At 42.7% G+C, this 25,182-nt stretch carries 23 protein-coding genes; 9 read left to right on the top strand and 14 right to left on the bottom strand.

Features of this window, described 5'->3' with window-relative positions:
• Nucleotide 1: 1 nt before the first annotated feature.
• From DESAL_RS08315 to DESAL_RS19710, 10 genes are all read right to left on the bottom strand, one after another.
• Nucleotides 2-637: an SLATT domain-containing protein gene (locus tag DESAL_RS08315; RefSeq protein WP_157046935.1), complete on the bottom strand. Its 636-nt coding sequence runs from the start codon at nt 635-637 to the stop codon at nt 2-4.
• A gap of 54 nt (nt 638-691) precedes the next feature.
• A complete protein-coding gene (locus DESAL_RS08310; RefSeq protein WP_015851537.1) occupies nt 692-2,554 on the bottom strand; it encodes a hypothetical protein in 1,863 nt (620 codons plus the stop codon).
• 10 nt (nt 2,555-2,564) lie between these two features.
• Entirely contained in the window at nt 2,565-6,401 is a 3,837-nt protein-coding gene (locus DESAL_RS08305; RefSeq protein WP_015851536.1) for an AAA domain-containing protein, read from the bottom strand.
• A 46-nt stretch (nt 6,402-6,447) separates the two neighbouring features.
• A complete protein-coding gene (locus DESAL_RS08300; RefSeq protein ID WP_015851535.1) occupies nt 6,448-7,029 on the bottom strand; it encodes a class I SAM-dependent methyltransferase in 582 nt (193 codons plus the stop codon).
• On the bottom strand, nt 7,011-8,420 hold the full coding sequence (locus DESAL_RS08295; RefSeq protein ID WP_015851534.1) for an HNH endonuclease domain-containing protein: 1,410 nt from the start codon (nt 8,418-8,420) through the stop codon (nt 7,011-7,013). Before DESAL_RS08295 ends, DESAL_RS08300 begins: the two co-directional genes overlap by 19 nt.
• Nucleotides 8,421-8,439: 19 nt before the next feature.
• Nucleotides 8,440-9,270: a DUF4435 domain-containing protein gene (locus tag DESAL_RS08290; RefSeq protein WP_197528802.1), complete on the bottom strand. Its 831-nt coding sequence runs from the start codon at nt 9,268-9,270 to the stop codon at nt 8,440-8,442.
• 33 nt (nt 9,271-9,303) lie between these two features.
• Entirely contained in the window at nt 9,304-10,623 is a 1,320-nt protein-coding gene (locus DESAL_RS08285; RefSeq protein ID WP_015851532.1) for an AAA family ATPase, read from the bottom strand.
• A gap of 11 nt (nt 10,624-10,634) precedes the next feature.
• Nucleotides 10,635-10,859 carry a hypothetical protein gene (locus tag DESAL_RS08280; protein ID WP_015851531.1) on the bottom strand — a complete coding sequence of 75 codons (225 nt, stop codon included), beginning with the start codon at nt 10,857-10,859 and terminating at the stop codon, nt 10,635-10,637.
• A gap of 4 nt (nt 10,860-10,863) precedes the next feature.
• Nucleotides 10,864-11,670, bottom strand: coding sequence for a nuclease-related domain-containing protein (locus DESAL_RS08275; RefSeq protein WP_015851530.1), 807 nt, complete (start codon nt 11,668-11,670; stop codon nt 10,864-10,866).
• 123 nt (nt 11,671-11,793) lie between these two features.
• Entirely contained in the window at nt 11,794-12,255 is a 462-nt protein-coding gene (locus DESAL_RS19710) for a helix-turn-helix domain-containing protein (RefSeq protein ID WP_049760012.1), read from the bottom strand.
• A gap of 56 nt (nt 12,256-12,311) precedes the next feature.
• Between DESAL_RS19710 and DESAL_RS08265 the strand changes: the two genes are divergently transcribed.
• From DESAL_RS08265 to DESAL_RS08255, 3 genes are all read left to right on the top strand, one after another.
• The gene (locus DESAL_RS08265; protein ID WP_015851528.1) at nt 12,312-12,587 is read left to right on the top strand and encodes a hypothetical protein; all 276 of its coding nucleotides are present in this window, start codon (nt 12,312-12,314) and stop codon (nt 12,585-12,587) included.
• An 81-nt stretch (nt 12,588-12,668) separates the two neighbouring features.
• Nucleotides 12,669-13,109: a phage regulatory CII family protein gene (locus DESAL_RS08260; protein WP_015851527.1), complete on the top strand. Its 441-nt coding sequence runs from the start codon at nt 12,669-12,671 to the stop codon at nt 13,107-13,109.
• 16 nt (nt 13,110-13,125) lie between these two features.
• On the top strand, nt 13,126-13,356 hold the full coding sequence (locus DESAL_RS08255) for a hypothetical protein (protein WP_015851526.1): 231 nt from the start codon (nt 13,126-13,128) through the stop codon (nt 13,354-13,356).
• Here DESAL_RS08255 and DESAL_RS08250 read toward each other — a convergent pair.
• Nucleotides 13,353-14,540 carry a tyrosine-type recombinase/integrase gene (locus tag DESAL_RS08250; RefSeq protein ID WP_015851525.1) on the bottom strand — a complete coding sequence of 396 codons (1,188 nt, stop codon included), beginning with the start codon at nt 14,538-14,540 and terminating at the stop codon, nt 13,353-13,355. The two genes, DESAL_RS08255 and DESAL_RS08250, sit on opposite strands and share 4 nt — an antisense overlap.
• 616 nt (nt 14,541-15,156) lie before the next feature.
• Here DESAL_RS08250 and DESAL_RS08245 point away from each other — a divergent pair.
• The 5 genes from DESAL_RS08245 to DESAL_RS08225 all read left to right on the top strand — a co-directional run bounded on the left by DESAL_RS08245 (nt 15,157) and on the right by DESAL_RS08225 (nt 19,227).
• On the top strand, nt 15,157-15,642 hold the full coding sequence (locus tag DESAL_RS08245; protein WP_015851524.1) for a tRNA (cytidine(34)-2'-O)-methyltransferase: 486 nt from the start codon (nt 15,157-15,159) through the stop codon (nt 15,640-15,642).
• Nucleotides 15,643-15,742: 100 nt separating this feature from the next.
• Nucleotides 15,743-16,765, top strand: coding sequence for a dTDP-glucose 4,6-dehydratase (rfbB, locus tag DESAL_RS08240; protein WP_015851523.1), 1,023 nt, complete (start codon nt 15,743-15,745; stop codon nt 16,763-16,765).
• Nucleotides 16,762-17,646 carry a dTDP-4-dehydrorhamnose reductase gene (gene rfbD / locus DESAL_RS08235; protein ID WP_015851522.1) on the top strand — a complete coding sequence of 295 codons (885 nt, stop codon included), beginning with the start codon at nt 16,762-16,764 and terminating at the stop codon, nt 17,644-17,646. The genes rfbB and rfbD overlap by 4 nt, the downstream gene beginning before the upstream one ends.
• Before the next feature lie 19 nt (nt 17,647-17,665).
• Nucleotides 17,666-18,637, top strand: coding sequence for a 4Fe-4S binding protein (locus tag DESAL_RS08230; protein WP_015851521.1), 972 nt, complete (start codon nt 17,666-17,668; stop codon nt 18,635-18,637).
• 128 nt (nt 18,638-18,765) lie between these two features.
• The gene (locus DESAL_RS08225; RefSeq protein WP_015851520.1) at nt 18,766-19,227 is read left to right on the top strand and encodes a universal stress protein; all 462 of its coding nucleotides are present in this window, start codon (nt 18,766-18,768) and stop codon (nt 19,225-19,227) included.
• Nucleotides 19,228-19,286: 59 nt separating this feature from the next.
• Here DESAL_RS08225 and DESAL_RS08220 read toward each other — a convergent pair whose 3' ends face one another.
• On the bottom strand, nt 19,287-21,014 hold the full coding sequence (locus tag DESAL_RS08220; protein ID WP_015851519.1) for an aldehyde ferredoxin oxidoreductase family protein: 1,728 nt from the start codon (nt 21,012-21,014) through the stop codon (nt 19,287-19,289).
• 403 nt (nt 21,015-21,417) lie between these two features.
• Here DESAL_RS08220 and DESAL_RS08215 point away from each other — a divergent pair, with 403 nt between their 5' ends.
• A complete protein-coding gene (locus tag DESAL_RS08215) occupies nt 21,418-22,656 on the top strand; it encodes a hypothetical protein (protein WP_015851518.1) in 1,239 nt (412 codons plus the stop codon).
• Between the two features lie 37 nt (nt 22,657-22,693).
• Here DESAL_RS08215 and DESAL_RS08210 read toward each other — a convergent pair whose 3' ends face one another.
• Both DESAL_RS08210 and DESAL_RS08205 read right to left on the bottom strand, forming a co-directional pair.
• Entirely contained in the window at nt 22,694-23,845 is a 1,152-nt protein-coding gene (locus DESAL_RS08210; protein ID WP_015851517.1) for an amino acid permease, read from the bottom strand.
• 346 nt (nt 23,846-24,191) lie between these two features.
• Complete coding sequence (locus tag DESAL_RS08205) at nt 24,192-25,007, bottom strand: sulfotransferase family 2 domain-containing protein (protein ID WP_015851516.1); 816 nt, start codon at nt 25,005-25,007, stop codon at nt 24,192-24,194.
• Between the last annotated feature and the right edge of the window lie 175 nt (nt 25,008-25,182).

The following is a 25,182-nucleotide window of genomic DNA, read 5'->3' as shown; positions in this document are numbered from 1 at the left end:
GTTATACAATAGAAATATTATACACGTAACAAATCAGCCCTAGCAACAATAAACAAAAAAACAAAAAAAATATTCTATATCTACTAACATATGTCCATCCCCAAGCCAGATGTAGTATTTTTTTAAAAAAATTACGATTAAACCTTGCTCCATTAATCATATCATCAACATCTTCATGAGCCACTCGATAGTTAGTCAAAACCCTTATATAACGTTCAACAATAATATTATATTTTTCCTCAGTAACTCCTTTTGATTCGAGAACAGCCTTCGCGTTATGGATCACTCCAATAAGCTCCAAGCCTGACCGACGAAACAATTCACTTTTCTTCTCTCTCTTTTTTGAATCCTGCAATAGAGTTAAACAAATAATACATATGGATAAAACAACGTTAAAAAAGCCAAGCAACGACTTCATGGTAGCCGTCATGTTCTCCGCGAAGAATAACGGAACTAATGAAAAAGCAATAACCCCAATTGAACACACAGTAATAACAAAAGTTATGTCACCATGCTCACGTTCAAGTCTTACAGCAGCCCTAAATCTATTCCTCTTTGTTCTAGCCATGATCTTAATTAGAGAAATCATTAACTCCTCAAGACTACTTTTAGGCAATTGAGAATTTGTATCAGACACATCGTCCCCCTCGTAACTTTTGTACTAAACTTAATTTCCCCCCCCTGTACCAGATCACCTTAACTTGCTTAACATTATCTCAAGTTGTTCATGATCCATATTCATGAATATTTCTTTCTGTTCTGGAGTAAGGGTGTCTAAAATATTATTTTCACCTCTTTCTACATTACGGCTGTCATTAGCATCATCAGCCGGAACATCTCTTTTAAGCTCTCGGCCCAGAGCTTCAAACATTTTGGCAGACTCAGGATCTTTAAACCTAAGTCCAAATGCATTTTTAACATCAAAGCTCGACAAACAATTTAAAAAGGTAATCGTAACAACGTCATCCGCGACGATAAGCCTTGCATGCATATTATCAATACGTTCTATAGATGCGACATCATGCGGTCCACACTTACTCAACTTCTTTTTCTGGGACGCAATGTATTCATCTGCATATTCACCAGAAGCCTTCTGAATATCGTCAAAAGAACAATCTTTTGAATACATTGAGGCAAAGGAAACAAGTCCAAAAGAACTTAGCGGATATTCTCGATATCCTAGGACATTAAAAGGCTTCAACTTCTCATGCAATGTATGTGAGAAAACAAGACACCTGTCTTTCGCATTACGTAAAGCATGGCCACACTCATTTGTAATTGTACTACCAAAAACAAACATATTATCAGTAGAATCAAAAATTTCTTCCTTATTGCTTATTTCCTTTCTCAAACGATTAAGAACTGACAACAATTCACTTTTCTTAACGTTATCTGAATAACCGTCCACCTGGGAACACACCGCTTCTATAATACTAACTATAGTAGCACTATGTTGGCGTGAATTTAACAGAACAGAAATATCTACCCCATCATCAAGTTCATTTGAAGAACGATACTCCCGTAACCAGTTAAAACTTCCCAAAGCGACATGCACACATCCATCAGCATCATCGTATATAACCACTTTCATATCTGAATTACTGCCATCATCAGCAATAAAGCGTGGACCATTAGCATAATCAAAGCGTATAAAGTTTTTATTAAACCCTAAAACCATATAAGCATATTTCAAATCACCAGAGCAATCATTACAAATAAGATCTAAAGCCTTTTTGCTACAATGCGCACTAAAAATAAGCAAACTGGTTTCAGCTTTACGCAACGCATGTTTTAGCCATCTGCAATGATCACCAGCTGACATCAACCAATCATTCTTACTAAAGCTCACGTCTGGTATATTTCTATTACTTACCTTAAAAGCCTGTGACACATCTTTTGCTAATCGATAGGCATACCTATAGTAACCATTGTATCCACTTCCTAATGGCTCCATATCAAACAGCTTCAATTCTTCACGATGTAGCCTTGCTTTTAAAGCAGCACGTAAAACAACTTCTACCTGTCCTTTTACTTCATCAAAATTATACTGCAATACCAAAGCCTTATCTTTCCACTTGTCCATGTCATAAAATTTATTTTGGTACAGGACTTTCCCCTGCTTCTTTTCGTCCTTGTCCATAAGCGGCTTAAAAAGATCATAAAAATCATCATTTTTAATTTCTTCCTGCTTGCCCTTCTCAAGACGGAGATAAACATCAGCGGAACCATTATTCCAGTCATAAAAAATCTCAGCACAACCTTGCTGAATAGGTTCTTTATTATACTGAGCTAGCTTATCCATCCACGAACTACCTTTTGGGGTAATTTCCAAAGAACTTGCATTCATGAGTAGCATCCGTTCTTTTAATAAATCAAAAGCAGACTCAACCACAATACGGCGAGGTAATCCGATTAATTCAGGGATGATCGACAGAGCCTGTCCTTGGTTTAATAGCTGCAAAACGATTTGGTCTATTTTGCTAAATGAACGCCTGCTGGTATACTGAAAGGAAACCGAAAACTTTGCTCGCGGGAAATATACAAAATGACTCATACAGTCTTCCTTAAATTTTAAATTCAGCAGGAATTTGAGAATAAAAGATCTTTGCCAAATATCTATTTTCGAAATCCTCAGCCATACTTCTAAAGTTTTGTAAAAACTTGTAAAATAAATCGTGATCCGCCGAAGAATTATAACAGGTCATAAAATACTCAAAACTACCTACAACAACCAAGAATCGTTGGGCGCGTGAGATCATCACATTCACTCTATTTTCGTCGGTAACAAACTGTATTGTCTGTTTATTTTCGTATTGACTTGACGTAGAATTACGAACAAGACTTAGAATCACAACATCCGCCTGACACCCTTGGAATGAATCAATAGTACTCACCCATCCAACTCCGCCATTGCGTCTCATGATTACTGGAGTAAATTTTTCCAACAACAAGTCGTTTATCTTTCTAAATTCGGCCTTAAGCGCACTTACCTGCTTTCGATATGGAGTCAAAATAGCCAAACTCGGCTTTTTACAAATTCTTCCATTAATTTCCATTTTTTCCACAATATTACGTATAAGCTTAGCCTCTCCAGGATTACAAACCTGATTCTTCTCTTCTTGTTGCCGCAAACGAACTTCACCGCGCCCTGTATCCACCCAAATCCCGTTCACTCCCGTCAAAAAATTTGGCGCAGAAAGCGGGTTACTTTTTATTCCCGAAGGCGCAAGTTCACCATGAGTCATATCCTGAGTCATGGGAGCAGGAACCAGTTCCGTGTCATAAAAAACATTGACCAAGCCGGTTAACGCAGGAGGCATCCTGTATACGGTATTCAGTACTGCAGCAGTTTCACCATTAGCTTCTTCTCTATCTGGAAATTTCGGATTAATTTCAGCGAACAACTTTCTGAAAGCCCAAATCCACTCGCTTTCAAAAAAACGGGAGTCTTCTTTTCGAGCTAAAACTTTTTCAATATTTTCTATTGAGATATAATCCTTGCGCCCTGTTTGCCCTAACAACTTAACTTCTTTCAACATTTTGATTGAACTTGTATAATTATTCATTAATGCCATAAATTCATTAGCCCAAAACGGATTCAGTTGTTGAGAGTCTCCAAGCAGGACCCACCGCTGAGAAACAAGCATTGGCAACAGGAGATCATAAAAAGGAGTTTTAGCTGCTTCTTCAACAAAAACCCAATCATACATATCTCCACTGGCAACCATATCAGCTAGCCCTTTATCACTGGCAGTAGTGAAAATGAGGCTTGCACTTTGTTCAAGGAGATAGTTAATATTTTCAATATCTGAAGATTTTACAGAGCCATCCTCACCATCTTTAATACCAGTTAAAAAAAGCCTCCAATCATTACAAACACTGCTAACAACATCATTTGGAATAATTGTCCCTTTCATTTTAAGGTAAGCATCGTCCAAAAGAGCCAAGGTTTGCTCCGAAATAGTTGCCTTGATAGAAAAAGATTCGGAATCACCTGTATCTTTGTGTTCCCCACGTAAGCTGTTCTGAATGTTTGGTGACAACTTAAAGATTGGCTTATCTTCCCAACTCTGGGATTCCTTATACAACTTACGCAACAGCTCTTTAACTGTCGCGTTCTCTCTAGAAGTCAGCAACACCTGAGCCATGGGATCTTCACTAAAAATAAGCTTAACAACGGTGCACACAGTTTCACTTTTACCCGTGCCAGGAGGACCTTGAAGAACAAACATAGGCATTGTGCGATAAATATCCTCAATAATGGCCATCTTATTATCATCAAGCCTTTTAGAAGGATCTACCTTTCCATCATAAAGCACCTCTTCAGCCCATTGCCGAAAATTATTTGACGGACGAGGGAGCTGTCCTGTTTTCCTTCCTGGCTCAACAAGCTGCTGCATCAACATGTCGTACTTCCTCAAATGCTCAAAAGCATCGGTACGCCTCTTGACTACCTCCATTTGCCCATAGTGCCCTCTTGTACGCAATGACACGAGTTTACCGACTACGAGACTACTCTTCTCATAAAGATCAAAATCTGCTTTCCTCGAAGCCTTAATTGAAAAATTAGATGAGTCCTTGTTGGTGAAAAAATGCTCCCAATCTATTCGCCAACTTCTTTGGTCAAGATTTGCGCTACCCGCACCAATATTAATTGACAATGACCCGGCATCCTTCCATGTTGTGATTAGTATATCAGCATGTTTTCTTTTAGCTTCCGGCAAATGAGCATACTGCTGAAACTGATCTTGGAGATTACGAAACAGCACATCTGCATAATTATCGTTTTGTGATATTGCAGAACGCACTTTCGTCTGTATATCCCTTATTTTATTCAAATGTTCACGACATTCAGAATCAGAACCATATAATGCCTCTTCGCTTAAAGGAGAGAGAAGAATCTCTACCCCATCATTCAAATTAGATATTTTCTTAACTTCACAGACAAACAGTGTCAGAAAAGCCATTAAAGATTCCAGTTGATTTGCCAATTCAAGAGTAGATAATATGCTTAACTGCTGATCTTTAACGTGCTTCCTATGCTCAAACCCCATACAACGAGCCAAGGTTGCTCCCCACTCTCCACTGCTACTTGTAGTTCTCTTTCTTAATTCTTTAATATAAAAACAATCTATTTCAACATCATAAAAGCGTACGCAATTCTCCTTCAAGCCTCCCCTACAATAATGACCATTTAAAAAAAGCAATTTTTTGTTGACTTCATCAGTCCGAAGATCTTTAAAAAGCATTCCGCTTAATCTCAATCCACCTCCACAATCAAAACATATCTCACTATAACTTCCATCCAACTGACTTGAATCAAACCAAACCTCAGCTCGACTTAATCTCTTTCTGAGATACTCGCTAACCTGAAAGGCACTTGGTTCCTCCCCATACTCACATTTCTCATTGTTAACGAGATGAACAAAATTTTCTCTGGCATGCTCAGAGTAAACAACACTTAATTTTGTAGACTGTCTGCCGCTTGCAGTTCTTCTTATTGGTAAGGCATGGCTAAGAACTTCTATCTGCCGGCAGACATCTCCCAGCGAAAAGCTATCCTGAGCATGAAACATATGTTGCAGGAGAGAATACTCTTTATCTGATATTTTATTATTCACCAACCCATGTTTTAATTTATCTTCCCTTATCGCGTGGATTTTATCCGCACACTTAATGGAACTGGAGGGAGGACCAAGTAAGATATCCACAATAATACCGGCCAACGCATGCCAAGAAAAAATTTGGTGTGAAGGGTCGATTCTCGATCCAGAATTTTCTCTAACAAGCCCACCAAAAGGAACAATATTTTCAAGCCCAGTTAACCGCAATAATTCAAAAGGGTAATCCTGCCCGGACTCCAACAGGGCAAATTCTTCACTTGTCTCAGCTACAAAATAAAATGATTCCAATGTAAATTTGGGGCAAAACAATTTATTCTGCTGAAGACGACGTATAAATTGGGCAATATTTGAAATAGAATTCCAAAATCTGGCTCTTTCTGAATGGGCACGCAACTTATTACGCTGCTTTTCTCCCATTGCTTTCAATTTACCATTGCTTGAGAAAAGATCTTCTAAACTAGCAGTATACCACCCTTTAGTTACTATTTTGTATACTTTTTTCAAATCATCAGAAGAAGATTCGCTAAAATGCCGTTCCAGACATATTGTGCTATATTTAGCTTCCGGCAGGTTGCTTGCTTTAAAAAGTATACGCTGAACCTCCTCAAAATAACGCCGAATCAGCAACTCATGTTCAACATTATCCGTGCAAAGTTCATGGACCATCACAGGAATCTTACTTGATTCTGAATCTGAACGAATTTGCCACGCCCTCTGATGACTCCATCCATTGCTTTCAATCTTAGCCTCATCTACTTCTTCATATTCGAATGACATCCGCCCCCTCCCTCTTCATGAACATTTTCAATTTTAAATGCGTCTTCTAGCGACAAGACCAAAAAACATTCACCCAAATCTCACCACCAACACCGTCATTAGTGAAAACATCGATCCCGCCGTACCCGCATTCCTCAAGCACACGACGCAGCCCTTCCTTGGTCATATCTAAGAAGCGTCGACCATGGCTGTCTGTGCGCAGGCCATCTCCCAGCTTGAAGGAGCAGAAAAAGACTCCATCATCTTTGAGGAACGTCCTTAACTTTCTGATAATTATCGGCAATTCGTCCGACAGTAGATGCAACAAGCTTGCGCAGGCCCATATGCCGTCAAATGACTTGGGTTCGAAATCCATTTCGTCAAACAACATGACCTTTGCTTTGATTGGCAGAATCGTGTTTGCTTGAGCTACTATTTCTGGAGAACCGTCGAAGGCGGTTACTTTGTAGCCTTGATTGATGAAATGGAGAGAATCACGACCGGAGCCGCATCCAACATCGAGGATATGCGATCCAACAGCTAGATGCGGGAGAAATTTGTCGTAAAGGTGTGAAACGTCCAACGCCATGGTTTGTTCGGCGTATTGTTTAGCGTTGGCGTTGTAGAATTCTAGGGAGTGTAGGTCCATCTTGGTAATCCCCTGAATTGTGCGGTTAGTTCGGCCTGCTTGCTGACCACTGAGAATGTCTTTTGCTCCCAGTTCGACTTAAGTGGATCTATTTGCAAGGTTGCTTCAAGCTCGGAGCAGAATTGCTCTTCGGCCACGCTGCGTGTCTGGTTCCAGAAAGCAAACAGCCTTGATTTAGACTCATCTAAGGTATCCAACGTAATAATCTTATTTGACTTCTTGTTATTTACCGTGGGAAGGCTTGGAACGAGATTCCAAAGGTCGTTATTGAAAAAAATTGCATACGGTAATAGGTGATCCATATCGTATTTCTTGGGTAACGGCTTGCCGGAATAGATGCAAAACACCTTCTCGCCATGCTGTAGGATCTCTTTGATCAGATTTCGTGCTTCATTCTGGTTGCGCTCTTCAAAAGCATCCACGAACAAGTACGGCAGGATCTCCGCCAAGTTTCTATTCTGCTTCTTCTGGAGACGCACGCACTCATTACCCCATTGAACAGCTATCGCGTCAGACATCATGCTGCCAAACATCTGCATTTCAAACAGTAACCCTGTCTTGAAGCGCACGCATTTCATGCAACCAGCAAAATCAGACAGTGACCGCTTAGTTTGCGTAAGCCGTCCTGAATTGAATCGATCTGAAGTCTCAAAAGTATTCTTAGCCCCAGAATGCTCAACAGGACCATCTTTGATGGTCGTGACCACGCTGCGCATAAGTCGGCGCACGACATCATATATAGGGCTATCAGGTTTGTAACCGGCAATAAAATCCTGTTGAAACTGTGCCAGCGGATTTACTTTATTAATCTTGGTGTAAATATCTTGCAGCTCAAGCAACTCGTCTTCAAAGCTCATCTTGGGGCTTGATATCTGTCGGATGGACGCCTCCACCAGCGGCCAGTAATAAACCACCCATTTGAAGGCTATCAGACCATATGGGATGTAAGCGTAATCCTGAGCATTTTCAGTATCATAATGGATTCGCTCGTTCTCCAGCCCGGAAGTGATGTCTACAAGAGCTTTCAGCAGGGCAATTTTATAGGTAGCCACCTTTGAATCATCGTAAAGAATGCCGCCGATGGTTTCAATTCCCTGATTTCTAGATGGGGAAAAATGGAAGACTGCTCCATTCTCGGTTTGATTCACCAAGTAGAAACCATAAGCGCGCAGCATTATGCGGCTTTGGGCATCAGTATCTGAGAACTCTATGAAGGAGCCTTCTTTTAGAGTACTGGCGTAGTGAGCGGCTGTTGTTATGCCGTTTTGGAATTGGGCTTTTGGAATGGACATGAATCTTTCTTCTGCATAAGAAATTGTAGGAAGAGCTGAGACACCACAGAGCAATGACATACCACTCTTCAAAAACAATCTTCGACTATATTCGTTCATATTAAAATGAACTCCGTAACTAGTTTACATTTACAGAATCTATGCAGTCCATCAAACAATCCAAGTTGCATTTCTTTGCAATTCGTAATCGTAAACTACATTGAGTATGCTTGATCTCACACTTTTTGTTTCTTAAATATATTTTCAAAAGAGGAAAGAGGTAGTCCTTAGCTGAAGCATATTTGACAAGCATAATATTTTCATCACCGACAATAGAGGCTATCTCTTCTTTAACGATACTATAAGAATCTTCGCCAACTTTTTCGATAGTTCTTTGCTTTATAAAATTTATTCTTTCAATTGTTTTAACGTGGTCGACAATACCAGATGAATCTGATTTCAATTCGTTAACACCAAGACTAATTGTCTTCTCTTCTGGAGTTAAAACTATGGACACTGCATATTCGATAAACAAATTGACCATAAGTTCTTTATTCGCGCTAATCCAATTAACAAAATCAAATTGAATCCGTAGATCTTCTAAAGTCTGTTCAGGATCTTCCTCATCAAGAATTTCAAGTATCGCCTGTTCATCTAGCAAGAAATTCTCAATGCAGTAACGAGGTAGCTGATACAAACCATCCCACGGCACATCCCAGTTACCATGCAACAAATTTAAATCTCCATCTACAACATAGAGTCTAGGACGTGGATTATCCCTCCTTTGATCAATTTGACACCTATTTACAACTGCAGACCTTGACCCAAGAGGATAAATATTCTCAATATTGTATATACCTTCAAAGACTCTTTTAAATAAAATTAAATACAATTTTTTAAAACCAACAGCAGTATCCTCAACAAAAATATCTATCCCATTTTCTTTTGAGAAAAAGATAGACTTTGCCACCCTCGCTACATCACTCCTAACAAAGCTCATCTATTAACCATCCACATTAATATACTTATCGAAATTTTCCCCTACAATTTCAGGAGAATGAGTCGCCATAATAAACTGCGCACCTTGATTTAATTCGTATATTTTTTCCGAAAACTTTTCTTGCCACTTCATATGCAATGACAGTTCAGGCTCATCAATTAAAAACACACCTTTTTTATAGTTAGGCTTTCGAACAATTTTAATGATTGCATGAGCAAATATAACAAGAAGTTGCCGCTCGCCAGAAGACAAGCCATGAATTGGTACGTCATTTCCTTTGACATCTTCTATCACCAAACGCCCTATTGTATTGATAGATACTTTTTTTCTTGAATCCTTAAAAAAATCGTTAATTGTTGAAACAAACGTATTGATTGGTTCAAACAACTTATCAATGTTAGACTTATGGTCATCAACAATATCAATCAATGATATAAACCGATCAATCTGAGCCTTATTCATAACCAACTCTAAACTGACTAGATCATCATCAGCATCTTCAATTGACTCGTATAGTGACTCAAGCTTATTGAAAAATTTATCTACTTCATTTCTTAAACCTGCATCTTTTACTCCGACAGAATATACAGCATCATCAATTTCTTTTTTATTGTTCAAAATTGCGGAAATCTCAGACTTAACTTTTTTATTATTAAAATCTGCAAGACTATTTTCAGAATACTGAAATGCTGACTTTAAAATATTGTCTTTAAGTTTTATATTTTTTTTATCTTCATATTTTTTTAATATTCTATAATTTTCCTGAATAAGAAAACTTGCATCTAGTATATTGGCGTAACTACCATTATCAGCCGAAACCATACGTCGATAATTAGGACGGTATCTTCTAGAATCATAGTCATCAAAATCATCATCTGCCCCACTTCGGGCATATGTTCTTTCAAGATTCAAAAACGTAATTCTTGGAAGATTTCTTAGCATCTTATATAATTCACTTTTGTCCCCAAGAGCTGCCGCCTCATCAAAGTCATACTCGCGCCCAAAAGAACGTTTATCTTCATTAACTAAATATGGAATTTTAATTTTTTCAGAAGCACCAACAACCCCTATCTCCAATTCATCATCAGACTTAGAGCAATATAAATGCAAATCTTTATCTGTTCGAACTTTCAACTCCATTCGAAGAAAGGGAGTCGTAATTAATTTACCAATATCGACAGCAAGAAAGGAGTGGATAAGTTTTAAAACCGTTGTTTTCCCGCACCCATTTGCCCCAATCAGAAAAGTTAAATCCCGGTTAAAATCAATTTCGAAATCCAAAGTTCCATAAACCTGAATAGCTTTAAACGACTTAATAAACACAACAAAACTCCTTACATCAGATGAATAGATTCAGCATCATGAATAACGACAACCGGCTTTTCCAAAAGCTCATCAGCCCGACAAAAGTGACTTCCTGTCAGCTTTCCTGAATTTGAGGCTTCAGCATGAAACATCCCTTCAGCCAAAATCTTTTCAAAGCCCTGCTTATAACTTTCCATGCCTTCATGCTTATCGCTAAGTCCTTTAGCCTTACGCCATCCCCAAATATCAATCATAATTCTACCTGTAACACCTAAATGTTTCTGGAGCATAAAAAGCCGGGTACAAATCATTGCCCTTAAGTTTAGCCATAAACTTTGCAGCACCAACCGGATCAATCTTCTCTGAAAACTCAGGATTCCTACCATTCACGAACTCATCAAAGACTTCCTGAAAAGTTTCTGCTGAACACATGACTATACGATCCTCAGCAACTCTGGAGAGTTTGAAGGTTCCGTTGGTGAAAACAATTACAGAGAATATTGGGAGAGATTCATTAATAATGGAGGGCAAAGCATCAGCGAGGATTTCTCGGGACCTTTCGGCCTGAACAACAGGTGACCTAAGAACGTTAGTTTGACCCTTCCATTCCTTCTGCCATTTTTCAGGACGATAACAGGTACAATCATCCGCCGGACAATAGCTTCCGGAAAAGTTCTTAACTTCTACATGGACAAGCCCGTATTTGCAGAGTGCAAGAATATCCAGTTCACACTTTTCGCCTTCATGAGCTAAACCTACGTTACTATATACAGCGGACTTACCCACCAGCTCACAATGCCCAAGAACGAGCAGCTCACCCTCTTCTCCATAATGATTGATTCGGTCCTGCCCGGTAAGATTCTTGTAGCAACGATTATTAAACCGACGCATCCGCTCTATATATTCTTCTGAACGCAGCAACGTTGCAGAATTTGGGTTCTCATTGAAAACCTCTTCTTTCTCCGCAACCTTCTTCGTAGCCTGAGAATCTTTTTTCTTGAGCTTTAGAAAACGGTAAGCAACAGCTAGAACCACTAGCAGCAATAGAATTGAAAAATCCGACAAGACTCCACCCCTAAGATATTCAAAAACTCAAAGCCGAAAAACAATTATCAAAATCACATCATTTTTAGCTAAAAAAATTGACCCACATCCCTTTAATAAATGTGGGCCAATCAGAATTACGCTCTATCCACTGGCGATTTGTTCGCTGTCTCCAGACTGAACACTTTTTTCATCCTCAATATCACCTTCAATGACGGCTTTCATAGCCTCCAGCTTGGCAAGCTGAGCGGCTTTATCCATAGATTGTTCTACAGACATTAGTTTTTTAGTTAACGGAGGCAGCATCTCTTCTGCTGAACGTATATTTGTAGAGAACATTTCACCAACCCCAGTGAGAAGCCAGTTAATATTCAAACCCAAATTTTCGCGCCAATGGTATAAAATTTTCGCATTAGGTGTTGAGCTACCAGACTTAATGTTAATAATAGTCCGATCTGTTGTCTTGCCTTGTTCGGCAAGAGCTTTATTTGACAGATTCAGCTCGCTTTTAACTTGCTCAATTCTTTTATAGATGTCTGTTCCGCTAAACATTTCGCCCTTTTTATAAATTTTTCTTGACTGTGCAGAAAAATTTATACTAAACATTAACTCAACAACACATATTCAATAAAAATAACCATCAACTTATTGAGGTTCCGTAAATGATTAACCAAACTAAAGACTCAGCGCAACCCTTTACTACTGAATCTATTCCAGATCACTTTCTGCGCCGTGCGTGGATGGAGAAGAACGGGATAACCAATGTTGTGCTTGCGGAAAGATTTGAACTCACTCCTTCTAGAGTTTCCTGCATTATCCGCAGCGGCGAATGTCCGCAGAAGTATATAGACATCTTACGGGACGAATACGATATGCCCGAAGACATACTCCCTGCACGCAGCGCAGAGAAACCCGGCCCTAAACGCAAAACTGCTTAGTATAGAATCAGCCAACCAAAAATTACGTCTATTCACGTTCATGGTCACGTTAAGCGCAGTGTAATTTTCAGGAGTAATTTCATGAAGCTGACAGAAACAGTTCGCAAGATGGTTATCAATTCAGATATTGGAACACGGGCAGTAGCCGCTAAAGTGGGCAAGAAACACCATGTCCTCCTCAATGAGCTGAACTATGAGAATACAAGCCACAAGCTTGGAGCGGAACTCCTTGTCCCTTTAATGAAAGCCTGCGGTTCGGACTACCCCATGCATTTGCTGGCAGCTGAAATGGGCGGTCTATTTATAATGATACCTGATGAGAACTGCCCCAACGCCACACTGGTCAAGGCAGTGAAAGAATTCGGTGACCTCATATCAGTATATGGTGAAGCAATCGAAGATGGTGAGTTAAATGACGAGGACAAGGTACTAATTCGCAAGGAAGGACAGGAGGCTATGACGGCCATTCAAGAACTGATCTGCGGACTCGACAATACAGCAAAGCACCACCCCCAAGCTTAATTGATGGAGTAAGTACATGACCAAAGAAGAACTTAAAAATCACCTGATCAAAACACTCCCTCCCATCCTCAGCAGGCAGGGAGTTGAAAAGCATACCGGCGGACTCATCAAGGCAAAGACCATGCGCATGCTGGACTGTCAGGGAGCAGGACCGATGGAAGGAAGGTTCAAGCGCGGGCGCAAGGTCTTCTACTCCCGTGAACATTTTGTGGACTGGTTTATCGAAGAATCTAACCCGTTGGTCTAGAGCAGCAACTGCGCAGCATCACGACATTGCTCATCTTGAGTGTGGGTGTAGCGCATAGTGGTCTGAATATTGGAATGGCCCAGCATCTTTTTAACAACAGTAAGCGGAGCACCCTTAGCAATAAGACGGGAAGCAAAGGTATGACGGAAGCAATGAGCACAAAAACGCAAACGGCGATCAGTGACGCCATCATTCCACCCAAGATGCTTCATCAGGGTCGCAAAATCCGGCCCAATGCATTTGCGTATTCCACCGTTAGGTTTCGGAAAGATCAAAGCCTCTCGACCCTGAAACAGAGCAAGCCTGTTCTCCAGCATCGGCCTAATCTTCTCGATGATATATGCAACCCTGCTGCCGCCTGCCTTGGGTCCGTCGTCCGCCCCGGATCGACCTTTAATAATGATCCTGTTCTCAACCAGATCAATATCCTGTCTGGTAAGCGCAAAAATTTCCCCCATTCTCATGCCTGTGTAGAGACTAAGCAGGCAAATATCATGGCACTCGCTGTAGCCCATGTTCACAGCCATCTCAAAGAAATCGTATTCCTCTTCGACAGAACAGTAACGGAGCCTGCGGTTGTTGGGCTTAGGAAACTTAATTCCCTTGACGGGATTATCACCGGTAAGCCAGCCCCGTTTGATAGCGTAATAGCAAATTTGCCGGGCAAGCGTGAGACAATGCTTGATTGTTCCCTTAGAAAGCCCCTTCTTCGTAACGACACTCTTAAGCTCTTCAATGTGCTTAAGACGCAGGTCATCGAGATAAATCTGTCCGATAACCGGCTGAAGATGAAGCCTGAAGCGAGTGCAGTCGTGCCTCCAACTTTTCTTATTGTTTTTGGAGTACTCTTCAATAAAAACTCCACCGGCTTCAGAAAAGGTCTTCCGGGCCTGCATTTCAACCCGTTTTACGCGCTCTTTCTCTGTTTTTGCCTCTCTGAAATCTTTAAGAGACTGTGCCCCGACTCCAAGCTTGATATTTGTGACGATCTCAGAGCGAATTTTGTATGCTTTGGCCGGGGACCATCCTTGCGAAGCCCAGCCAAGCCCTTCCTCCTTGAGCTTTCCATTGACCTTGTAACGGATCACATAATATTTATCGAATTGAACTCCATGCTTGCGAGTCTTATGACTCCTGCATCGGACACCGGTATACTTTGTTGCCTCAAATCTATTGGCGGCCATATTTGTTCCACTCCTGTCCCACTTTTCTCAGTTACATTGATGGACTTTAATAGACGTTGGAACATAGTAATACCCAATGATTCCTTTGAATTCAAAGCGCTTAGAGACGCTAAATCACATTTTGAAAATTTTGCAAAAAGTCCCTCGCGGTCCCTTTTTTTCGACTACAATTTTGTATTTCAGGTTTGACAATTTCGCCAACAGAACAGCCAAAAAGCCGTCTATTTTCCGACACAGGCCAACATCAAAAGCAATCTTTTCCTACCCTGTTTTGAAAAGGCACACCATTCAAAGCATTTACTCACTTTTCATCAAAACTGGCACGTAAACTGCTGATAGATTATCAAGACGGACTAAAAAGAACAGACTAAACAAAATAAAATTTCAGGCAACAGCCATTAAAAATAAGAGTCGTTCTTCACCCCATCTTTAGAAAAATGTTCTGGACTGATAGGCGAGTGCAGGAAACGGTAGAAACGAACAGCTTAGAAAAGAAATATACACAAAAGCGATTCTGCCTCCCTCCCGCGATTGATCCGGACATTTTTTTATGCCCGATTTTTAATCCTATTTCAGGGATTGCCCTAAGCCCCTTCTCCTGCTATCGATTCCAGCCATGACACAGGAAAAATTTACAAATCCTTTCAGCATAGTTCTCTTTGAACCTGAAATTCCGCCCAATACCGGTAACATTGCAAGACTCTGTGCCGGAACAGACACCCAGCTTCACCTCATCGAACCGCTGGGATTTTCCATTTCCGACAAACACCTCAAGCGAGCCGGGCTGGACTACTGGCCCAAGGTAAAACTTTCGGTCTGGAAAAACTGGCAGGAGTACAAAGAGAATGCAAAACCCCAGAGACTAGTAACAACCAGTGCCAAAAGGGGAACCCATCTTTTCGAGTTTAAATTTCTGCCCGGAGACCACCTCGTGCTCGGCCCGGAAACACGGGGATTACCCGAATGGATGTTTGATGAATTCAAACACGCGGTAAACATTCCCACCACTGACAATGTACGCAGCCTGAATCTTTCCACCTCTGCGGGAATCATTCTTTACCAGGCATTGTCATGTCTGGAGACAGAAGTTTCCTTTAAATAAATACCGTCACTGCACATCAATTTGCACACTGCACTTTCTTGCATAACACTGCGGCAACAGGTATGTTCGCCCTTGAATTTTAACCATAAGCGGAGACTCTATGCGACTTCTTATTACCGGCGGATGCGGTTTTATCGGAACCAACTTCATTTACCTGATGAAAGAAAGACATCCTGACTGGAAACTGTTCAACCTTGATAAGCTGACCTACGCCGGGAACCGCAAGAACCTGCTTGAGCTGGAACAGGATGAGAACTCCGGCTACACATTCATTCATGGTGACATCTGCGATAAAGAGTTCGTTACTTCCGTACTGCACGATTATAAAATCGATGCAGTGGTCAACTTTGCTGCAGAATCTCACGTCGACAGGTCCATCAACGATCCCGCACCATTTTTGACCACAAACACCCTTGGCGCGCAGAACATGATGGAATGCGCCCGCAGTGCAGGCATTGAAAAGTTCGTCCATGTTTCCACTGACGAAGTTTACGGAACCCTCGGTCCCAATGATCCGGCCTTCAGCGAAGAAAACCCACTTGAGCCTAACAGCCCCTATTCCGCTTCCAAAGCGGGGGCAGATCTCATGGCCCGGGCATACTTCGAAACATACAAATTTCCTGTTTCCATTACCCGCTGCTCCAATAACTACGGTCCATACCAGTTCCCGGAAAAACTTATCCCGCTTATGTTTATCAAAGCAACTACGGGTGAAAGCCTGCCCATCTATGGGGACGGATCTAATATAAGGGACTGGATCTATGTTGATGACCACTGCACCGGGGTGGAACTGACCCTGCTTAAAGGACAGCCCGGTAAAGCCTACAACTTCGGCGGTGCTGCCGAGAAAACCAACCTTGAACTGGTCAAGGAGCTTTTGGCAATTCTCGGAAAAGATGAGTCACTCATAACCTACGTCAAAGACAGACCCGGACACGACATGCGGTATGCCATGGACTATTCACTGGCAGAAAAAGAGCTTGGTTTCGCTCCGGCAGTTACCTTTGATGAAGGAATACGCAAAACCATCGAATGGTACCAGAGCAACGGTCAATGGCTTGAAGACGTGCGTAGCGGAGCTTACCGCGAATTCATGGACCAATGGTACGGAGAACGAAAATGATTGATTTAGCAGGCAAAAAGGCCGTAATCCTCGGCGGAAAAACCGGACTTCTAGGACAGAGCCTTACTGAAAAGTTACAGGCGCAGGATATCATTACCATCCCCCTGTCCCGCTCCGATTTTGATCCCCTGAATGAGGAATCCCTGACCGCAATGCTGGAAAGGGAAGAACCGGACTTTATCTTCAATACCGTTGCCTACACTATGGTCGACCTTGCTGAAGACGAGGAGAACAAAGCCCACCTGCTGAACACCACTCTGCCAGCCACTCTGGGCAGGCTCTGCAAGCAATTCAAGATTAAACTGATCCACTACAGCACGGATTTCGTTTTTGACGGTAAAAAGGATTCACCCTACTCCGAAGAGGACAAAACAAACCCTCAATCTGTTTATGGTGAAACCAAACTTGCCGGGGAAGAAAGACTAAACGAACTTAATTATGATGAGATCCTGATTATCCGAACTGCTTGGCTGTTCGGCCCGCACAAAACCAACTTTGTGCACAAGATTCTAGGCTTCGCCAAGGAACGTGAGAGTCTGACAGTTGTGCATGATCAGTCCGGATCTCCGACCTACACTCCGGATCTAGCTGACTACTCCATTGAATTGCTCAAACATGAAGCCAAAGGAATTTTCAATGTAGTCAACTCCGGCAAGGCAAGCTGGTGTGAGCTGGCCACCGAGGCCATCGACAGCTGTGCCATTAATTGCCGGGTCGACCCGGTCCCCACTTCCGCCTACCCCACCAAGGCCACCCGACCGCCCTACTCAGTTCTCGACACCTCCAAATTTACAGAGGTAACCGGGAAAACACCGCGCCCGTGGGTGCAGGCTCTCAGGGACTATGTATACAACGACCTGAAAGACCATCAGGAAGATTAATCTTCCCGGCAAAGGAAAAATGAAAAAAATATCCCCTGAACTGCTGCGGGATTCCATTCAGTGTGCCATGACTCTGTTCTGCATCTGGGTGGGATACCGCTTTTATCTTTTCTACCAATGGATGATCGGCAATTCAGATGTTGCCGTGACCAAGCCCGGAGCAGTTGAAGGCTTTCTGCCTATCAGCTCCCTGCTTTCCCTGAAACAGCTCTTTACCAAGGGCATATTCGATGAAGTCCATCCCGCAGGACTGACCATTTTCATTGCGGTTCTGGTCATGAGTTTGATCATGCGCAAAGGATTCTGTGGCTATCTCTGTCCGGTAGGATTCATCCACAATCTGCTCAACAAAATTGGCCGCAAAATAGGTAAGACCGTCACAGTCAAAGGTAAGATTGAATTCGGGATGCTGATCCCCAAATACATAGCCCTAGCCTTCTTTGTAATAACCGTCTTCAAGATGGGCGGTCGCGAACTGCAAGCTTTTATCCGTTCACCGTACAATTTCACGGCTGAAGCAAAAATGATGCTCTTCTTCACTGACATGAGCATTACAGCAGCACTGGTTGTCGGGACAATATTAGCGCTGGGTATCTTCATTCCTTACTTCTGGTGCCGCTTCCTCTGCCCTTACGGAGCACTGCTGGGCATCCTCGCCAAGGTATCCCCCATTGCCATCAAACGAGAAGAAGACAAATGCATCAGCTGTGGCAAATGCAACAAGGCCTGCCCCGGCGGAATCGAAGTAGACCGCAAACAAACCATCAACTCACCGGAGTGTGTAGGATGCACACAATGCATCAACGCATGCCCGGTAGACGGCTGCCTGAACGTCACAGACCGCTTAAGCAGAGTGAAACTGCCGTGGTATGTAATCGCTGCCGGATCATTGGTGATCCTGCTGGTATATTACGCCGCTGCCAAGTTCACCAACCATTGGGATTCTCCCTACCCTCTGGAAATGCTGCGTAAATATTATATGATGATGTAAAAAACACATTCCTGCGAAACCAATAAAAAGGGCCGTGAAATTAGTATTATTTCACGGCCCTTTTATTTTTCCATCCAGAACTTATATTATGAGTAGATAACAATTCCATTTCAAAAATGGAGGTACATATGTCAGTAAAAACTATCCTGTGGCCGACGGACCTGTCGCGCTATTCACGGGAATCAATAGATGAAGTAGTTTCCCTGTCAAAGCTCCACAACTCCAAAGTTGTTGTCCTTTATTCCGCCATTGATCTCTGCTCCTACTTTCCCGCTTACGGAAACTACCCTGACCAGGACCGCTTGAATGACTTCCGTGACTGGGAAGTAGAAAAAGCCCGCAAGACCCTGAATAAACTATGTGATGAAGAGCTGAGAAGCTGCCCGCTGATTGAAATCAGGCTCACTCTTGGTGATCCGGTTACTAACATCATTGAACAAGCTGAAAAAGAAAATGCCGACCTGATCGTCATATCCAGCCACGGACTTGGACGTGAGAAGAATAACTCCGCTCCCGATGTAATAGGAAGTGTTGCAGAGCAAGTAATCAAAAAGTCCCCGGTATCGGTGCACGTAATCAAGAACACATAAAAATTAAGCCCGGCTGAGAAATTCTCAACCGGGCTTAACTCATTTTATTTTAAGCAGCTTTAGACTTTAGCAGCCTGAAGTTCTTCAACAGTGTATTCCCAGACAGTGTCATGGGGCTCAAGCTTTTCTTCGCTGAAGAAACGGGGCAGCTGATCATCGCTCTTGGTGAAACCGGCCTTGCGGTTGAACTCGAGTTCATCCTTAAGGGTATTCACGCCGAGTGCGATGAAGTCATCAGCGGTGAATTCGATACCGTGTGTTGCGGCAACAAGGTCACACATGCACTGAACTGCATCTTCAGTATCCAGAACTGCGAATGCTACGAACAGGCAGAGGCCGAGGCCATCGATAGTTGCGGTAGCAATCTGGAGGTTCTTGGAAAGTTCGATCTGGCCTTCCTTGGAAAGAGGATCAACATCACCACCAACCTTGAGGATGTTGGTTGCAACTGCGTAACCGGCAGTGTGGTCACCACCCATGGGAGTGGTAGCGTAAGTAACGCCGACACCCTTTACGGAGCGGGGATCATATGCGGGCAGACCCTGACCTTTAACAGTGGGGATACGGTCTACGCCGAAAGCCTGACCTGCGAAGTCTGCACCGTTACCGATGATGCGGCCCATAGCATCGGAAGAACCGATTTTCTGGAGCAGTTCGATACCGGCTTTGCTATCACCCCATTCAAGAACGCCACCGTCCATTGCAACTGCCATGGTACAACCCATTTCGATGGTGTCGATACCTTTTTCATCACAGATACGGTCCATAGTAGCGATATCGTCGATGTCGTTAATCAGGCAGTTTGCACCGAAACCCCAAACGGTTTCGTACTCAAAACCGGAAGTCAGGTAATTACCGTCTTTGTCATTGTAGCGCTGGGAGCACTGGATAACACAACCGGTATGACAACCTTCTTTGGTTTTACCGCCGCGGGATTCGATAACTTCAGCGATTTTTTCACCGGAGATATCAGCAACATCATCAAAACGACCGTAACGGAAGTTCTTGGTGGGCAGTGCGCCAGCTTCGTTAATAATGTTAACGAGGATAGCGGTACCGAATGCGGGCAGACCTTCGCTGGTTACGGGGTGACCCATGAGGATTTCAAGCCAGCGTTTACGGGCAACCTTGAAAGCTTCTTCATTAACGGGCTTAATACGGCCTTTAGCTTCGGGATCAAGAACAACAGCCTTGACCTTTTTGGAACCCATAACCGCGCCCATGCCGCCACGACCTGCGGAACGGGCAGGATTCAGGTGCGGATCGGAAAACTGGATGGTGGATGCAGCAAGGCACTGCTCACCGGCAGGACCGGCCAGAGCGGTAACGGCCTTGTCGCCGTAAATCTTTTTGAGCTCTTCGTGTGCAGGATAGTTGTCTTTGCCCACGATGGGGGTAGCATCCTTGAATTCTACGCGGTCAGCGTAAATCTCTACGATAGAGAAAGGAGCATCCATTTCGGGCTTATCTTCGAAAATAATTGCTTGAATATCGAGGCGGGGCAGAACCTGTGCGAACTGTCCACCGGAGTTACTTTCCTTGATACCGCCAGTCAGAGGAGACTTTGCACCACAGGAGAGTCTGCCGGAGTTGGCAGCACCGGAACCAGCGAGGATACCGGCAGCCCATACGAGCTTGTTCTCTGCGGAAAGAGGATGACAATCGCCGGGAACTTCTGTGTTTACGACTCTGGAGGTCAGGGCGCGTCCACCGAGACCAGCGTAATCACCAAGTTCTTCAAATTTGAACTCTTTAGTGCGGGTATTGATTCTTAGGATTCTGGGCATGATAACCACCTATAAATTTTGAAAATTAGTAATAATCAACCTTCGTTCTTAAATAAATCCGTTGTGTTAATAAGTGCCCCGATTATATACCTGCACGCACTCTTGTCAAAGATTTTAAATTATATCCCCCGAAGCACATAACTTTTTATTATATCTTTTTTGGCATATTTAACAAAATTGTTGCAAAACTGCACCTAAACAACACTTTAATACATAAATACATCATCATAAAATTAATCTACTACATTAAAATTGTATATATACCCAAATTATACAAAATCAAAACACACAACAAATTAAAAATACATTCACAGAACAAATATTGACTAGATCTTCATCTTAAGAATAGTTTTAATCAAAATCATCACTGATCCAAACCCGCATCCACTGCAAAGGGGAAACTATGGGCATCAATTCAAAAATCAACAACGCCATAAATAAACCTGAAGAACTCGAAAAAATCTATCGAAGTAACCCCAGAAACTTTAAAAAGAACTATCAAAAAGCATTTTCTAATCAAAAGGATTCAATTCTGTTTAGGGCATGGCAGGCTCGACTGGAATATGCCGCGCCGAATTCGGCTACCCTCTCCGCCATTGATCTTGCGGCAATGCTGCTTCTTTGCTTTCTGGCCGGGACCATATTGAAATTACCGGATTGGGCTAATCTGGATAACTACGAAATATTAGGCTGGATGAGCTCACTCATTCCGCTGACAGCCATGTTTATTTATTCCATGCACATGCGCGGCTGGCCCCGAAAGAGCACTATAGTAGGGCTTGGAATCAGTGCTGTTATCGGTCTGGTCATGCATTTTCTACCCGTGAAATGGAACGATACTTTTGAATTAGCCTGCTTAAATCTACCATTTCTACTATGGTCTTTTTATGGATTCAGCCGCATCAGCCAAAACTGGCGTTCTACAGAACAACGTATCGAGTTCCTGCGTTTCAGCGGTGAATGGATAATTCATGCCGGACTCTTCTTTCTGGGTGGCGGGATACTGCTTCTGCTCACTTTTGGTCTTTTGGACATACTGCATATAAACAGCAGCTGGATAATTGAAGATATGGCAATTTACGGATTGGCTTCGATCCCGCTGGTAGCGGCATGGGCAACGGATACATATTCAGCGGCCCGAAAATTAGTCCCCCTGCTGGCCCGGATATTTTCACCATTATTGCTGGTGCTCATTTTAGGGTACATGGGAGCGATGGCCTGGAATACAAATGAACTTTTTCAGGACCGCTCCACTCTGCTCACCTACAACATCCTGTTATTAACCGTGCTGGCTACAGCCATATTCACCCTGACAGGACGTGGAGAGAAAGAATCCGGAAAACTCGCAACTTGGGTTATCAGTCTAATGGTTGTAGCAACGGTAATTCTTGACCTTGTAGGAATCTGCGCCATCGGCTGGCGTATTATTGAATTCGGACTGACGGCAAACCGCTTAAGCGTGCTCGGCTCAAATCTGGTGGTATTCGGAAACCTTGCCGTTATGGGATCAGGATACCTGCGCTACCACTCAGGCAAAGGTACTCTGGATGACGTAGAATCCGGGCTTGCCCGATATCTACCCTGCTACTCAATCTGGACCGGATTCTCGGTACTGATCCTTCCTTGGATATTCAGATATTAAATATCAAAAAAAGGGGCCTCAAAAGGGCCCCTTATTTTTATGCGTGCACGTAATTTGCGAGGATAATTGCCACCCCGCACAAGAAGCTGGCGACAATGGCCGGTCGCCCTCCAAAGGCCCTGAATTTCTGATTTAGTCCTGCTGCGCGCATTTTCCAGATCATAATACAAGGCAGCAGAACAGCGATAACAGTAAAAGCAGCCCCGGCATGAGCAAGAGCGGCAATGAAACCGTCCGGAGCCATCAAAGAGGCTATAAGCGGTGGCACAAAAACTATAAGCCCGGTTCCTGTTCGGCCCATGTTGGTGTCTTTGCGCTTAAAAGTCTCAGCGACCAGATCAAAAAGACTCAATGAAACCCCAAAGAAAGAAGTCACCAGAGCAAGAGCCGCAAAAATAGAAACAATAGTTTTAACCCAGCCGATTCCTCCACTGATCAATTCCACTAATGCGTCTACATTGTTCATTGACGCTAATTGCTCAGGAGTAGTGCTGCTGAGCGAGAGAAAGAGCCAGAGAAGATAGCAAAGGCTGGGCAGAGCTCCACCAATAAGCATAATACGGATGAGACTCTTTTTGTCCTCACCTATATACGTCACAATACTTGGAATACAGACATGATACCCGAATGAAGTGATCAGTACGGGGAGAGTAACAAACAAAGCTGCGGGAGTCGGATTACCCTGCGTCAGGTAACTTGTATCTACATGTCCGCCCAGAACTATGAAGCTCGCCAGCATTGCCACCAGCATGGCGATGAATAAGAATTTATTTGCCTGCACCACAAAATGGGTTCCGGCTACGAGAATAACTACACTTATAGCTGTAAGGATTACGGTGCCCGTGCGGGGGTCAAGTCCTGTTGCATTGGAGACAAGTCCCCCGAGACCACTCAGGTAAGCAACAATCAAGCAATATAATAGGAAGAAAACACTTCCGGTACCGATCAACTGCCCGGTGCGACCGAGAATCTTCCCCGTCATGTAGTTAAAATTAACCCCCTGCCCAAACTCAAGGTTGATTTCAAGCAGCATCAATGCAGAATAAGCAGCCACAATCCACATGAAGACAAGCGCGCTTGCCCCGGTTGCAAATCCTAAATTTCCTAGCGTAATGGGCAGTCCAAGCATACCTGCGCCGATAGAGGTCCCTGCAACCACACTGATTGCACCGATCATCTTAGTATTCAAAACTTTCTCCTTAAATAATAAAACAAAGAAAATCCCGCATTCCATAAAGAAAGCAGGAGCAAAGCCTCATAAGGCTATGAATAGAAAAGATGCAGACAGGTAAAGAGACAAGCACAAAGGACTAAGAACGGAACATAGCTAAAGCCAGAACTTAAATACGACGGCTATTGCCGTCATCCCCTAGCGGATACATACGCTTATCGAAAAAATTTGCAATAATTTTAATAATACCGAAATTTAAAAACTAAACATTAACAATTGAAGAAAACTGCGCTTAAAAATGATAAAAGCGGAAATGCCAAAGCACTCCCGCTGTCAAAAACAGTATTTGCTAATACTAGCTTAGCTATTTTCCATATATAAAATCTTTATTGTCATCTGCATTTTGCTTCATAAGCAGACTGGCAATTCGCTGATAACGTTCATTCATATTTTTAAAAACAGCTAATTCTTTCTTAAAATCATCACCTAAGTCATTAATACGTTGATCGAATAGGCTTGAAGCGAATTTATAAAGCTCGATATCCTGGCTGTTGTATTCACGAATAACCTCAAGCTCTTCGTCTGTTATCGCGCTCCGCTTCTTTCTTACGTTATGTTTTTCATATAAAATATTTTCAAGACTCATCATTCTTTTCAGCAGCAGCAAACTTTCGTCAAACCGCTCAGTAATACCAAAAAGATACAATCTTTGCAGATTATCCTTTGCCCTCTCAAGCATGCTTCTGCCATCTTCAACAGCACCGCAAAGAGACCTGGCCATCAGATTTTTACCTCTATAAATGAGCTCAGGCCGCTGACTGCTGACATAATCAATCAAAGTCACTTTCTCTTCATTCAAATAGCGGTAGAGATGATTCTCAGGCCATGTGCGTAAAAAATTATATTCAGAAACAACCCGCGCAACAGGATCACGAAGAAATGTAAATGCATATTTCCCAAAAGCACCGGAAAAGAATTCATTAAAGTTGTGGACAAAGATATGCCCTTGAACAAGCTGAATACGATCTACTTCTTCGGCACTGATTTTTCTTAGAAACTCATTCTCTTCTTTTGTGTAGACAGAGCATATTGTATCTTCGGGAAATTTAGCTGCAAAGATATGGTTTAGAGTTGTCCCCGCAGTTTTGGGAATATGCAGAAAAAAGAATGGGCTGTGCAAAGCAACTCCTTAGGAGGTCGATGAAAAGTTCACGCTGTTACGCCAAATATGTCTCCTTCCCACTTAACAAAATTAACATAATGACACCACTATATTAATCCCCGACAAATCCATACAAAAAAAGCGGGAACGGCATAAACCGTTCCCGCTTGAATAAGCAATATGCAAGTGCCTG

It is taken from the genome of Maridesulfovibrio salexigens DSM 2638, assembly GCF_000023445.1.
GTDB lineage: Bacteria > Desulfobacterota > Desulfovibrionia > Desulfovibrionales > Desulfovibrionaceae > Maridesulfovibrio > Maridesulfovibrio salexigens.
The sequence above is the reverse complement of the archived record's forward strand: the minus strand, read 5'-3'. Positions and strand labels throughout refer to the sequence as shown.